General features: G+C 68.1%; 13 protein-coding genes. 12 read left to right on the forward strand and 1 reads right to left on the reverse strand.

What is annotated here, in order from left to right; translation table 11 throughout:
* Positions 1 to 32 precede the first annotated feature (32 nt).
* The 7 genes from prmB (at position 33) to ACEJ41_RS05105 (ending at position 7,076) form a co-directional block, all read left to right on the forward strand.
* Entirely contained in the window at positions 33 to 965 is a 933-nt protein-coding gene (gene prmB, locus ACEJ41_RS05075; protein WP_374013703.1) for a 50S ribosomal protein L3 N(5)-glutamine methyltransferase, read from the forward strand.
* A gap of 270 nt (positions 966 to 1,235) precedes the next feature.
* Positions 1,236 to 2,366 carry a chorismate synthase gene (gene aroC, locus ACEJ41_RS05080; protein ID WP_374013704.1) on the forward strand — a complete coding sequence of 377 codons (1,131 nt, stop codon included), beginning with the start codon at positions 1,236 to 1,238 and terminating at the stop codon, positions 2,364 to 2,366.
* A 3-nt stretch (positions 2,367 to 2,369) separates the two neighbouring features.
* Entirely contained in the window at positions 2,370 to 2,564 is a 195-nt protein-coding gene (locus tag ACEJ41_RS05085) for a hypothetical protein (protein WP_374013705.1), read from the forward strand.
* 121 nt (positions 2,565 to 2,685) lie between these two features.
* On the forward strand, positions 2,686 to 3,711 hold the full coding sequence (locus tag ACEJ41_RS05090) for an aspartate-semialdehyde dehydrogenase (RefSeq protein WP_374013706.1): 1,026 nt from the start codon (positions 2,686 to 2,688) through the stop codon (positions 3,709 to 3,711).
* Positions 3,712 to 3,796: 85 nt separating this feature from the next.
* Positions 3,797 to 5,629, forward strand: coding sequence for a FimV/HubP family polar landmark protein (locus tag ACEJ41_RS05095; RefSeq protein ID WP_374013707.1), 1,833 nt, complete (start codon positions 3,797 to 3,799; stop codon positions 5,627 to 5,629).
* Positions 5,630 to 5,649: 20 nt separating this feature from the next.
* Positions 5,650 to 6,423 (forward strand): tRNA pseudouridine(38-40) synthase TruA, encoded by a 774-nt coding sequence (truA, locus tag ACEJ41_RS05100; protein ID WP_374013708.1) that lies wholly within the window; start codon positions 5,650 to 5,652, stop codon positions 6,421 to 6,423.
* On the forward strand, positions 6,420 to 7,076 hold the full coding sequence (locus tag ACEJ41_RS05105; protein ID WP_374013709.1) for a phosphoribosylanthranilate isomerase: 657 nt from the start codon (positions 6,420 to 6,422) through the stop codon (positions 7,074 to 7,076). The genes truA and ACEJ41_RS05105 overlap by 4 nt, the downstream gene beginning before the upstream one ends.
* Before the next feature lie 78 nt (positions 7,077 to 7,154).
* Here ACEJ41_RS05105 and ACEJ41_RS05110 read toward each other — a convergent pair whose 3' ends face one another.
* Entirely contained in the window at positions 7,155 to 7,541 is a 387-nt protein-coding gene (locus ACEJ41_RS05110) for a helix-turn-helix transcriptional regulator (protein WP_374013710.1), read from the reverse strand.
* A 340-nt stretch (positions 7,542 to 7,881) separates the two neighbouring features.
* Between ACEJ41_RS05110 and ACEJ41_RS05115 the strand changes: the two genes are divergently transcribed.
* From ACEJ41_RS05115 to ACEJ41_RS05135, 5 genes are all read left to right on the forward strand, one after another.
* Positions 7,882 to 9,147, forward strand: a complete 1,266-nt coding sequence (locus tag ACEJ41_RS05115) for an HlyD family secretion protein (RefSeq protein ID WP_374013711.1) — start codon at positions 7,882 to 7,884, stop codon at positions 9,145 to 9,147.
* 143 nt (positions 9,148 to 9,290) lie between these two features.
* Entirely contained in the window at positions 9,291 to 11,405 is a 2,115-nt protein-coding gene (locus ACEJ41_RS05120) for a peptidase domain-containing ABC transporter (RefSeq protein ID WP_374013712.1), read from the forward strand.
* Positions 11,406 to 11,513: 108 nt separating this feature from the next.
* A complete protein-coding gene (locus ACEJ41_RS05125) occupies positions 11,514 to 11,666 on the forward strand; it encodes a hypothetical protein (protein ID WP_374013713.1) in 153 nt (50 codons plus the stop codon).
* Positions 11,667 to 11,730: 64 nt separating this feature from the next.
* On the forward strand, positions 11,731 to 12,723 hold the full coding sequence (locus tag ACEJ41_RS05130; protein WP_374013714.1) for a hypothetical protein: 993 nt from the start codon (positions 11,731 to 11,733) through the stop codon (positions 12,721 to 12,723).
* Entirely contained in the window at positions 12,720 to 13,691 is a 972-nt protein-coding gene (locus ACEJ41_RS05135; RefSeq protein WP_374013715.1) for a hypothetical protein, read from the forward strand. The genes ACEJ41_RS05130 and ACEJ41_RS05135 overlap by 4 nt, the downstream gene beginning before the upstream one ends.
* Positions 13,692 to 13,802 lie beyond the last annotated feature (111 nt).

Consider the following 13,802-nt stretch of genomic DNA (forward strand, 5'->3'; position numbering starts at 1 on the left):
TCCGAACCGGTGCGCCATCCGGCGCCGCGCCCATGACCACCGCCGACCCGGCCGCCGAGCTGCACACGATCATCGACCTGATCCGCTATGGCGGCAGCCGCTTCAACCAGGCCGGGCTGACCTTTGGCCACAGCTACGACAACGCCATGGACGAGGCCACCCAGTTGGTGCTGCATGCGTTGCACCTGCCGCACGACCTCAGCCCGGTGTACGGCCAGGCGCGGCTGACCGGCGCCGAAAAGGCACGTGTCCTGGCGCTGTTCCAGCGCCGCATCGACGAGCGCGTGCCGGCGGCCTACCTGGCCGGCGAGGCGTGGTTTGCCGGGCTGAGTTTCAAGTCCGACCCGCGCGCGCTGGTGCCGCGCTCGCCGATCGCCGAGCTGATCGAGTCCGGCTTCGAGCCGTGGCTGGGCGGGCGCGAGGTGAGGCGCGCGCTGGACCTGTGCACCGGCTCGGGCTGCATCGCCATCGCCATGGGCCACTACAACCCGGACTGGCAGGTGGACGGGGTCGACATCAGCGACGATGCGCTGGCCCTTGCGGCGGAAAACAAGGCGCGCCTGCACGCCGACAACGTGGAGCTGGTCAGGTCGGACCTGTTCGCCGGGCTGGGCGGGCGCCATTACGAGCTGATCGTCAGCAACCCGCCCTATGTCACCGACGCGGAAACGGACGCACTGCCACGCGAGTACGCGCACGAGCCCGAGCTGGGCCTGCGTGCCGGCCACGATGGCCTGGACCTGGTGCTGAAGATCCTGCGCGATGCGCCGCTGCACCTGTCCGGCGACGGGCTGCTGATCTGCGAAGTGGGCGAGTCGGAGCAGCATCTGGTCAAGCTGCTGCCGGAGCTGGACCTGGCCTGGATCGAGTTCAAGGTGGGCCAGATGGGCGTGTTCGCGGTGGAGTGCCGCGAGCTGATCGCGCACAACGCACGGATCACCGAACTGGCCGCCGCCCGCGCCTGAGCCACGGGCGCGGGTTCTTCCGGCACCGGCCCGCGCCTGAGCCACGGGCGCTGGTCCTTCCGGCACCGGCCACCATGGCATCGGGCGACCGGCCTCGGCCGACCGCTCCGTCCGTCCGGCCGGCCGCTTTTCGTAAGAGCCGGCCTTGCCGGCGACCGCCGCGCATCCGTTGCCGCGGCAACGTTCCGCGGCCTGCCGCACTGCAGCAAGCAGCGCGCCGATATGCGATCCTTGCATCTTCCATGCATCCGGTCCTGCACGAGGTCCGTCTTGAGCAGCAACACCTTCGGCAAGCTTCTGTCGGTCACCACCTTCGGCGAGTCGCACGGCCCGGCCATCGGCTGCGTGGTCGATGGCTGCCCCCCGGGGCTGGAGATCGCGCCCGAGGAGTTCGCCCACGACCTGCAGCGCCGCGCCACCGGCAAGAGCCGGCACACCTCCGCCCGGCGCGAGGCCGACGAGGTCGAGATCCTCTCGGGCGTGTACGAGGGCCGCACCACCGGCACCCCGATCGCGCTGCTGATCCGCAACACCGACGCGCGCAGCAAGGACTACGCCAACATCGCCGCGCAGTTCCGCCCCGGCCATGCCGACTACGCCTACTGGCAGAAGTACGGCATCCGTGACCCGCGCGGTGGCGGCCGCAGTTCGGCGCGCGAGACCACCATGCGCGTGGCCGCGGCGGTGATCGCCAAGAAGTGGCTCAAGCAGCGTCATGGCGTCAGCGTGCGCGGGTTCCTGGCCCAGCTGGGCCAGGTGCAGCCGGCGGGATTCGACTGGCGCGCGGTGGAGGACAACCCGTTCTTCTGGCCGCACGCGCCGCAGGTGCCGGAACTCGAGATCTACATGGATGCGCTGCGCAAGTCCGGCGACTCGGTCGGCGCGCGCGTGACCGTGGTCGCCGACGGCGTGCCGCCGGGTTGGGGCGAGCCGATCTACGGCAAGCTCGATGGCGATCTTGCCGCCGCGCTGATGAGCATCAACGCGGTCAAGGGCGTGGAGATCGGCGACGGTTTCGACGTGGTGGCGCAGAAGGGCACCGCGCACCGCGACCTGATCGCCCCGTCGGGGTTTTCCAGCAACCATGCCGGCGGCATCCTCGGCGGCATCTCCACCGGGCAGCAGGTACTGGCCTCGATCGCGCTCAAGCCGACCTCCAGCCTGCGCCTGCCCGGGCCGACCGTGGACATCCACGGCAACCCGGTGGAGGTGATCACCACCGGCCGCCATGACCCGTGCGTGGGCATCCGCGCCACGCCGATCGCCGAGGCGATGGTGGCGCTGGTGCTGATGGACCAGGCGCTGCGCCATCGGGCCCAATGCGGCGACGTGGGCCAGGTATCCCCGCGCATTCCGGCCGGAGCCGGGCTGGGCGATGGCGGGCCGGGAGTACAGGACTGAGCCATGGCGCAATCGCGTCCGCGCGTGTGGGTGTCGCAGCCGCTGTTCGACGACATCGTCGGGCAGGTGGCGAAGCATTGCCACGTGCACGCCGCCGGCGAGGTCACCGCGTACACCCCGGAACTGATCGCCGATGCGCTGGCCCATGGCCGCCTGGCCGCGGCCGTGCTGGACGAAAAAACCATCGCCAAACGATAGGGAGCCTCCGCCGGCGCTCCATGAGCGGCTGCAGGAGGAGGTTCCCCGAACACGGCCGGTCCGTGCGCAGGGCGCGCGACTTTCCACCCATTCCGATTATCCCTATCAGAGAGAAACATCCATGAGCACTGCAGAACGTCGTTTCACCGTCGCCGTCGTCGGCGCCACCGGTGCGGTCGGCGAAACCATGTTGAACATCCTGGCCGAGCGCCGCTTCCCGGTCGGCGAGCTGGTCGCGCTGGCGTCCTCGCGCTCGGCCGGCGGCGAGGTCGAGTTCGGCGGACGCACCATCAAGGTCCAGGACCTGGCCACGTTCGATCCCAAGGGCGTGGACATCGCCCTGTTCTCGGCCGGCGGCAGCGTGTCCAAGGAGTATGGCCCCAAGTTCGCCGCTGCCGGCGCGGTGGTGATCGACAACTCCTCGGCCTTCCGCTACGACGACGACGTGCCGCTGGTGGTCAGCGAGGTCAACCCGGAAGCGGCGAAGAACCGCCCGCGCGGCATCATCGCCAACCCCAACTGCTCGACCATGCAGATGCTGGTGGCGCTGGCGCCGCTGCACCGCGAGTACGGCATCGAGCGGATCAACGTGGCCACCTACCAGTCGGTGTCCGGCGCAGGTCGTTCGGCGCTGGAGGAGCTGGGCCGCCAGACCGGCGCGCTGCTCAACTTCCAGGATGCCGACCCGCAGCGCTTCCCGGTGCAGATCGCCTTCAACCTGATCCCGCACATCGACGACTTCATGGACAACGGTTTCACCAAGGAAGAGATGAAGCTGGTCTGGGAGACCCGCAAGATCCTCGGCGACGACAGCATCCAGGTGAACCCCACCGCGGTGCGCGTGCCGGTGTTCTACGGCCACTCCGAAGCGGTGGCGATCGAGACCAGGCAGAAGGTGACCGCCGAGGCCGCGCGTGCACTGCTGGAGAAGTCGCCAGGCATCGAGGTGGTGGACGACCGCAAGGCCGGCGGCTACCCGACTCCGGTCACCCATGCCTCCGGCAAGGATGCGGTGTACGTGGGCCGCATCCGCGAGGACATCTCGCATCCGCGCGGGCTGAACCTGTGGATCGTGTCGGACAACATCCGCAAGGGCGCCGCGCTCAATGCGGTGCAGCTGGCCGAGCTGGTGGCCGCCGAAGGCTGAGCATGGCCGCGGCGGGCGCCAGCCGGCGTCCGCCGCCGGACCCGGGCTGTGCACGGGGAGCGGCCGACCCGCTATAGTGCGCCGCATGGAATCAAGGGGACGGGGCGCCAGGCGTCCATGGCACTGGCTGGTGGCGATTGCGCTGTTGCTGCTGAGCAGCAGCGCGATGGCGCTTGGCCTTGGCCAGATCAAGGTGCTCTCTGCGCCCGGCCAGCCGCTGCTGGCCGAGATTCCGATCATTTCCAATGCGCCGGGCGAGCTGGAAAACGCGCGCGCGCGTCTGGCTTCGCCGGAAACCTTCGCCCGGGTCGGCCTGCAGCCGCCGGCCGGGCTGGTGCGCGACCTGCAGTTCGAGATCACCGCCGATGCCCAGGGCAGGGCGGTGGTGCGGGTGACCAGCCGCGCGCCGGTGACCGTGCCGGCCGTCGGCTTCCTCGTCGAGGTCGATTGGGGCCAGGGCCGGCTGGTGCGCGAATACTCCGCGCTGGTGGCTGCCCCGCAGACGGCGGTGGCGATCGAGCCGGCGCAGGTCGACGCTCCGCAGGCGCTGCCATCGGACACCATCATCCACGAGCTGCCGTCCGCGCCGGTGGCCGTTGAGGACGATATGCCCGAGTCGGTGGCCGACGCCCCGGCGCCACCTGCGGACATCGAATCCAGCGAGCCGCCGCCCCCGGCACCGCCGCCGGCACCGATGCCGGCACCAATGCCAGTGCCCGCCGCCCCGGCACCGGCCAGTGCCGCGCACAGTGTCGATGCCGGCGAGGTGCTGGCACGCGTGGAGCGTGGCCAGACCCTGTCGCAGCTGGCGGTGTCCATGGACCGCGGCGGCTACACCCTCAACCAGACCATGCTGGCCCTGCTCCAGGCCAATCCGCAGGCGTTCATCGGTGGCAACATCCACCGCCTGCGCAGCGGCGCGGTGCTGCGCATGCCGGCGGCCGACGATTTCGCGCCGCTGGATGTTGCCGGCGCCAACGCACTGGTGCGCGAGCAGACCGAGCAGTGGCGCCAGGCGATGCGTCCGGTGCCGCAGCCGGCCGACCCATCCGCCGCACCCGGCACGTCCACGGCCACCGCCCCGCCTCCCGCTGCACCGGCCACCGCCGGCAGCACCGGTGCGCGGCTGGAAATCGCACCGGCCGTGGCCGCGGCCGGTACCCAGGCAACTGAATCCGGTCTTGGCGCCGGTGGTGAGGGCGACATGCTGGCAAACCAACACCTGCGCCAGGCCCAGGAAGACCTGGCCGCGCGCGACTCCGAACTGCAGGAACTGCGCAGCCGGGTCGATGAACTGGAACAGCTGCAGCAGCAGCAGATGAAGCTGATCGAGCTCAAGGACAGCGAGCTTGCCGCCGCACAGCAGCGCCTGGCGCAGGTGCAGCAGCCTGGCGCCACGGAGGCGGGGAGCAGCACCGCGGCGGTGGACCCGATGTGGTGGTGGGGCGGGCTGGCGCTGATCGTGGTCACCGCAGTGGTGTGGTGGCTGGCACGGCGGCCCAAGCCGCTGCCCATTCCCAGCGCCGGTGGCCGGCGTGCGGCCGGCTGGGACGCGGCCACCCTTGCCGCGGCGATGCCTGCGCCTGCCGGCACTGCCGCGTCCGATGCCGATGCCGATGACGCGGCGTCCGCGCAACAGGACCACGCGCATTCGCCGCACGCGCCTGACGCAGCTCCCGCCGCGTCGGCACCGGAGCAGGAAATGCTGCGCATCCCCGGTTGGCACGACGCCGATGCGGCGGTCGAACTGGGTCCGCTCAATCCCGCTCCGGCAGGCCGCGAGCGGCTGGAACTGGCTATCGCCTACCTGGACCTGGGCGACACCGAAACCGCACGCACCTTGTTGCACGAAGTGGCTGCCGGCGAAGACGCGGACGCGCGTGACGAAGCAGCGCAACTGTTGCGCGAGATCGGCTAGGGCCCGCACCGGGACCGACGATGCGTTACGCGTTGGGCGTGGAATACGACGGCGGCGGCTTCCAGGGATGGCAGGGCCTGGGGCCATCCGGTCCCCCGACCGTACAGGCAGCGCTTGAACGCGCATTGTCGGCGGTGGCCGACCAGGCCATCACCGTCAGCTGCGCCGGGCGCACCGATGCCGGCGTGCACGCGCAATGCCAGGTGGTGCATTTCGACAGCACCGCCACCCGTGACCCGCGTGCCTGGACCCTGGGCACCACCGGGCGCCTGCCGCCGTCGGTGTGCGTGCGCTGGTGCGTGCCGGTAGCCGACGATTTCCACGCCCGCTTCTGCGCGCGTGCACGCCGCTACCGCTACCTCCTGCTCAACCGCCTGGTGCGGCCGGCGCTGTACCGCCACCACATGGCCTGGGAGCGGCGTGCGCTGGATGCCGATGCGATGCACCGCGCCGCCCAGGCGCTGCTGGGCGAGAATGACTTCAACGCGTTCCGGACCGTGCATTGCCAGGCCCCGCATGCGCGCCGCAACCTGCAGGACATCGTCGTGCGCCGGGATGGCGAAACGGTGGAAGTCGAGATCCAGGCCAACGCCTTCCTTCACCACATGGTGCGCAATATCGTCGGCTCGCTGCTGGAAGTCGGCGCCGGCGCGCAGGACGAGGGCTGGATCGCGCAACTGCTGGCCGGCCGCGACCGCACCCTGGCCGGGCCGACCGCGCCGCCACAGGGGCTGGTGTTCCTGCGTCCGCTGTATCCGCCAGAATGGGGCCTGCCCACGGAGGTGACCCTGTGACCCGCACCCTGTATCGCACCCGCATCAAGTTCTGCGGCATGACCCGCCCCGGCGATGTGCGCCTGGCCGGCGAACTGGGCGTGGACGCGGTGGGCTTCGTCTTCGCCGCCGGCAGCCCGCGTCAGGTCAGCCCGCTGATGGCCCGGCAATTGCGCATGGCACTGGCACCAATGGTGGGCGCGGTGGCGCTGTTCCGCGACAACACCGCCGAGGAGGTGCGCGAGGTGGTGCGCCAGATCAGGCCGGCGGTGTTGCAGTTCCACGGCGACGAGGAAGACGCGTTCTGCCGCGCATTCCGGGTGCCGTACATGAAGGCCGTGCCGATGGGCGGCGGCGAAACCTGGGATGCGCGCACCCTGCAGCAGCGCTGGCCCAACGCGGCCGCGTTCCTGTTCGACAGCCACGGCACCGGCGGCGCCGGCGGCACCGGCCACGCCTTCGACTGGAGCCGCATCCCCACCGGCCTGCATCGCCCCTTCGTGCTGGCCGGCGGCATCACTGCCGACAATGTCCACGACGCGATCCAGGCCACCTTGCCATGGGCGGTGGACGTGGCCAGCGGCATCGAGGCCGCGCCCGGCATCAAGGACGGCGAGAAGATGCGCCGCTTCGTGGCCGAGGTGCGCAGGGCCGATTGCGCGGAGATGGATTGAGGGCGCCGGGCCCAGGTCGGCTCACGGGCGCCCGGTGACGTGGTGCGCCGTTTCGCGCGGGGCAGACTCGGGAAGCCGTCAGGCCCTGCCCTGTCCCCCGGAGGCGCTTTGCGCCTCCACCATGTTCAGCAGCAAGCGCTGCATTTGCCGACCGGCCGCGCGGAACGCGGCCAGCAGGCGCATTTCATCGGGGTCGTATACCAATTCAGCCTCCACGGCCGGGATGTCGTCGGGATCGTTGCGATAGGCGACCGGGCCACGGCCCGTGGCCAGCCATTCGAAGCACACGCCTGCAGCATGCGCGATCACTTCCAAGCGCGAGGTGGCGGGGGAAGCGCCCTGCGGGCATTCCCAATTGGCAACTGCGCCGCGGCTGACGCCTATCCGGGATGCCAATGCCTTTTGCGAGAGTTGCGCCCGCTGGCGGGCGATACGGATCCGTGTCGATAGTTTTATGTAATTCACCCGACATCTCCTTGTCCGATGGCTTAGTGAGGCTAACTTTGCGCGCCATCCCCTGCAAGTATGGGAATGCAAGCGATATTTGCGCGAACTTGTCCAGATTCGTTTGCACGCGGGTACAAAAACCGATGGGTCCCGGAGCAGTCAAGGCGATGCAAGCGACCTTGGCACCGATGGGCATCCCAGCTCTCTTGCGGATCCCGTCCTTCGTATCGAATATCGCCCGTGCCCTGCGCGAAGCCACTGCGCCTTGCATCGAGGACGCAGACACGGATGGGCGGTGTCGGGGGCAACATCCAGCGAAAAGGGTGATATCTGAGATGGGTACGGTGTCGGGCCAGGCATGAAACAGACGTTGTTCCGTCCGGAAGTGCTGGAAGCACGGCGTGCGAGCTGGCTCGGCTCGATCTCCCTGGTTCAGCCGTTGCGACTGTGGGTGCTGGTCCTGTCGGCCGGGTTCGCGGCGGCGTTCGTCGTCGCGTTCCTCGTGTTCGGTACCTATACCCGGCGTTCGACCGTCGTGGGCCGACTGGTGCCAGCTTATGGATTGGCCACCGTGCTGGCGCCCGCCACCGGCGTGGTGGAACGGGTCGAGGTTCCCGAAGGCGAGCGCGTCCGTGCCGGGCAGATCCTGGCCGTGGTGAACGTGCCACGGTTCACGCTGGACAGCGGCGACACCTCGGCGGCCCTGGAGCGGCGTCTGCAGCGCAGGCACGAGAGCCTGCAGGCCGCACAGGCCGCCCAGCGCGGGCAATGGGACGCGCAGGAAGCGGGCCTGCGTAGCCAATTGGCCACGGCCGAGCGCGAACTGGTCCAGGTCCAGGCCGAGATCGCCACCCGGCGCGAACAGATACGTATCGCCCAGGAAACGCTGGACCGCCTACGGCAGTTGCAGGACGAGCGCTACGTCAGTCTGCTGCAGATCAAGCAGCAGGAATCGGCGGCTCTGGCCCAGATGGGCGAGACGCAGGCGTTGCAGCGCCAGGCGAGCGCGACGGGCCGCATGATCGCGCAACTGCGCCAGGCGCTGGCCGAACTGCCGACGCAACGCGATAGCGGCGAGGCCGCCTACGCACGCGACCTGGCTGTGCTCGAACAGGAGAGGGTGGAAACGCGGGCGCGAGGGGAACTGGTGGTGGTCGCTCCGGTCGACGGGGTCGTATCGGTGCAGTTGGCCAAGCCCGGGCAGGCCGTGCAGGCTGGACAGCCGATGCTGAGCATATTGCCGGGGGATGGCGGGCTGGAGGCGGAGTTGCTGGTGCCGAGCCGCGCCATCGGTTTCATCGAGCCAGGCGACAGAGTGATGCTGCGCTACCAGGCGTATCCGTACCAGAAGTTCGGCCATCACACGGGGACGGTGGTGCGGATCAGCCGGAGCGCATTGGAGCCGGGCGGTCCGGGCGCGATGCCCGGAAGCGCGCAGCAGGGTGAGCCCTTCTATCGCGTCACCGTGGCGCTGGCGCGCCAGGCCGTGACCGCCTATGGGAAGGCGGAACCGCTGAGGCCGGGCGCGCTGCTAGATGCGGACGTCATGGGCGAGAAGCGGCGGTTGATCGAATGGATATTCGAGCCGTTGTACTCGATCAAGGGAAGAGTGGGCGATGGCTGAGCGCCCATGGGGATCCTCCGCCGTGTCCCGGTTCCGCCGTGCAGGCCGCCAGGAGACGTGCGGGAGCCAAAGGCGCGCAGGTACCCATGGCTACCAGGGTTTCCGCGGGTTCTGCCCCATCATGGAGTGAACGTGCTGTGGCGGTGAAGCCCATCATCCAGTCCGAAATGTCCGAGTGCGGGCTGGCCTCGCTGGCCATGGTGGCATGCGCGCATGGCATGCGGCTTGGCTTGCAGGAGATGCGTTGCAGGTTTCCGCATTCCCTGAAGGGGGCCAGGCTCGACCGCCTGATCCAGGTCGCGCAGAAACTCGGGTTCTCCACGCGCCCGTTGCGGCTGGACATGGAGCACCTCGGGCAGCTCAAGCTGCCCTGCATCCTGCACTGGGATCTCAACCATTTCGTCGTCCTGGCCAGGGTCGGGAAATCCTCCGCCACCATCCTCGATCCGGCCGCCGGCGAGCGTAGGCTGTCGCTCGACAAGGTGTCCGAGCATTTCACCGGCGTGGCGCTGGAATTGACGCCCGCCGCCGATTTCAGGCCGCGGAAGACTTCGCCCGCGGTATCGGTCCGACAACTGGCCGGTCGCGTGCGCGGGCTGGGGCCCGCGCTCGGGCAGATACTGCTGCTCTCGATCGCGCTGCAGGTGTTCGTGATCCTGGCGCCGTTCTTCATGCAATGGGTGGTGGACCAGGTGCTGGTCTCCGCCGACCGCGACCTGCTCGCCGTGCTGGGGCTGGGCTTCGTGCTGGTGCTGCTGCTGCAGGTCGGCATTGGCCTGCTGCGGGGCTGGTCGGTCGTATACCTGTCTTCCCGCCTGGGCCTGCAGTGGATGGGCAACGTGTTCGCGCATACGCTGAGGTTGCCGCTGGATTTCTTCGAGAAGCGGCACCTGGGCGACATCACTTCGCGCATGTCATCGGTGCAGGCGATCCAGAAGACGCTGACCACCAGCTTCGTGGAAGCGCTCATCGATGGGCTGATGGCGGTGGCCACGCTCGGGCTGATGCTGCTGTACAGCTGGAAGCTGACGTTGGTGACGCTGCTGGCGGTGGCGCTGTACCTGGGCATCAGGGGCCTAGCCTACCGGCCGCTCCGAGAGCGCACCGAGCAGCAGCTTGTGGCCTCGGCCAGGCAGCATACCCACCTGCTGGAGTCGCTGCGCGGCATGCAGAGCCTGAAGGTGGCCGGGGAGGAGCCGCAGCGGCGTTCAGCCTACGAGAACCTGATGACGGACACGGTGAACCGGGAGGTAGGCCTGGCCCACATGGGCCTGGGCTTCAGCGGCGCCAGCCAACTGGTGTTCGGCGTCGAGCGGATCGCGGTGATCTGGATCGGCACGGTCCTGGCCCTGCAGAACGTATTTTCGGTGGGCATGCTGATCGCCTACCTGGCCTACAAGGACCAGTTCGCCGAGCGCGTGTCGGCGCTGATCGATAAGTGGGTGGAGTTCCGCATGCTGCGCCTGCATGGCGAGCGCTTGGCCGACATCGTGCTGACGCCGCCGGAGGAGGATTCGGGACCGGCGGAACTTCCGCCTCCGCCGGATACCCGGATCGAGGTCGACGGGTTGTCGTTCCGCTATGGCGAAGGCGAGCGATGGGTGCTGCAGGATTGCAGCTTCACCATCGAGCCGGGCGAGTCGGTGGCCATCATCGGCGCGTCCGGATGCGGAAAGACCACGTTGGTCAAGCTGTTGCTGGGGCTGCTGAAGCCCTCGCAAGGGCGCCTGTGCATCGGCGGCTACGACCTGCACAAGGTGGGCCCTCGCAACGTGCGCGCCATCGTGGGCGCGGTGATGCAGGACGACCAGCTGTTCGCCGGCAGCATCGCCGACAACATCAGCTTCTTCGACCCGCATGGCGACCAGGCGAGGATCGAGGCGGCCGCGCGCCTGGCGGCGATCCACGATGAGATCGCTGCCATGCCGATGGGCTACCACGGCTTGATCGGCGACATGGGCAGCTCGCTGTCCGGCGGACAAAAGCAACGCATCATCCTGGCGCGCGCCCTGTACCGCCAGCCCAGGCTGCTGTTCCTCGACGAGGCTACCAGCCACCTGGACATGGCCAACGAGCGCCTGGTCAACGACGCGGTCAAGAGCCTGGCGCTGACCAAGGTGATCGTGGCCCACCGTCCCGAGACCATCGCCAGCGCCGACCGGGTGCTGGTGATGGCCGGCGGGCGCATCGTGCAGGAATTCCAGCCGTGCGCCGCGCAAGAGGCGCCAGAAGAGGAATCGGTCGTGGGGACAGGGTGATGGCCAGCCATGCGGAATGGGCCATGAATCTTCCGGACATCGTTTTCTCGGCCATGGGCCGGGCCCGAGGGTGCAGGGGAACTGCGCCGACCATGAAGGAGCGAAGCAATGGAAGAGCTGTCGATGGATGAAGGAGCAATGGAAGAGCTGTCGATGGATGAAGAAGTGATGGTGACGGGCGGCGTGCGGTGCCGGGACGACCAGCTGACCCTGACGGTGACGGGCAACAGTGGCTGGGACGGTTCCAGTTGCGACCCCTGAGTTGATCGGCGGAGGGGCGGCTTGCCCCTCCGCCTTTGTATCGCCATGTCTACGGAGGGGCGGAATGGAATCTACTGGATATCGTCTTGGGAACCAGGTCGTTCTGGTACATGGTGCGCACGCTTCCGCGCTCTACGACCTGTTCGATGGCCGGATCCAGCGAGTATCGAGCGGATTGGGGAAGGTGCTGGAGGGTGTCGACGGGCATGCGGATGTCCCGGGGAAATACGATGCCTCGGTGCTGGAAAGCTTGCTCAGGCGCCTGGCCGAAAGGGGATTCCTGGAGCGCTGCCAGGGAAACGGGGGGCAACGCTATTCGTTCGACAGCAAGGTGCCGAGGTTCCCACCGCTGCGCACGCTGTCGTTCGAGATCGGGAGCGGAACAACCGCCGAAGACTTCGGCCGGATCCTGAATTTCATCGCCGACGCTTCCCGTCGCTTCAGCCTGGGCAGCTTCGCTTTCCTGGTGGGTGGCTCCTGTGATCCCGCAGGCGGACTGGAGGCAGTGGTCGCATCCGGTCTCAGGCATGCGCGATTCAGCATCTGCGAGCTTTGGTGCGCATCCGAAGCGGTCGGGCGATTCAAGGCCCTGCGGTCGAGGTTGCCGCACCCCGGCCGGGTTTTCGTGTCGGAGGCGTGCGATCCGGTACACGGCACCATCGGAGTGGATGAGGGCGGTGTACGGTCCGTATGGGACTGGGACGCGGGGTTGTTGCCATCGGCGATGGTGTGCCGTGCGGATTACTACCATCTGCTGGGGATGTACGCCGAATGCTACGGCTGCCTCCATTTCGACCGCGACTGGAACGTGTTCCCCGACGTGTCCGAGATGGACTTCTTTATCGGCCGGCCTGGAGCGGGCGTGGGGCTGGATGACTTGCTCCGGGACGAGCGGCTCTTGGGCTACTGGAAGGTCGGCAAGGACCGGCGGGACAAGTGCCGGGACTGCGAACTGCGCTATGCCTGTCCGAATCCGTTGTCCCGGCGCTCCAGGCCGGACCGGCTGGGCAGCGCGCCTGCGAACTGCAGCTACGACCTGGAGCGCGGAAGGTGGTGACCCGGCCGGTTGTGGCGCTGGTGTCGGAGGATTCCGACCTCAACCTGTATCTGGTGACCCAGGTCCTTCAGCACCGGCGCGTTCCCTATCTGTGGATCGATCCCGTGGTGGAGGACAGGAACTTCGATTTCAGGTTCGCGGTGAGCGACCATCGCGGGAACTGCGCAGGGGAGATGATCGACGCTCGCGGCGAGGTGCTGCCCCTGGGCAGCATCAGGTCGGTATGGAGCCGTGGCGCATCTTACTTCGGCGGTTTGACCACGCGCCCGGGGACGTCGGCCAATCTGGTCCACTATGAGTCCATATATGCGTACGAGTATCTTTGGTGGATGCTGCGCGATCGCGTATGGGTGAACCCGATTCTGGGCAATCGCGTTTTCTGCAATCGCTTGGTGCAGACGCAGATCGCGGTGCAATGCGGAATGGACGTGCCCCGGCAGATGGTGGCGACGCGGGGCCAGGACGTGCTGGCGTTCGCCCACGACGGCCGACGGATCATCAAGGGGATATCCCAGGGCGGCTATCGCGAGACCGGCCCGCGGCAGATCAAGACCGAGTACTTCCGCGACGACGGCCCCGGGCTGGATGGGCGCCTGGCCGCACCCGTGCTCCTGCAGGAATACATCGAGAAGGACCACGAGCTGCGGGTGGTCGTGGTCGGTGAAAGCGTCTACGCAGCCGCCATCGATTCGGCGAAGAACGAGGCAACCGCCCTGGACAGCCGGTTGTGGAACCAGGTGGGTCTGACTTACTACCGGGTGAAGCTCGCCGATGCCGAGCGGGAGGCGTTGGTGGACATCAATCGGCGCCTGGGCCTGGTCTATTCGTCCGTCGACCTGGTGCGGGGGCTGGACGGCAAGCTCTATTTCCTGGAGGTCAATCCGGCCGGGCAATGGAGCTTCATAGAGATGCTTACTGGATTCCCGATCACCGAGCGCATCGTCGAGGCGCTCCTGGAGGAAGCATGAACGCGCGGAAGCGGAAGAAGGCATTGATAGAAAGCTATGGGGGAGGACGGATCATGCCGGTCAGGCAGGAACTGGAGTGGCGCAGAAGCCGGATCGAAGGCGCCAAGAGAG

Source organism: Pseudoxanthomonas koreensis (genome assembly GCF_041890415.1).
Classification (GTDB): Bacteria; Pseudomonadota; Gammaproteobacteria; order Xanthomonadales; family Xanthomonadaceae; genus Pseudoxanthomonas; species Pseudoxanthomonas koreensis_A.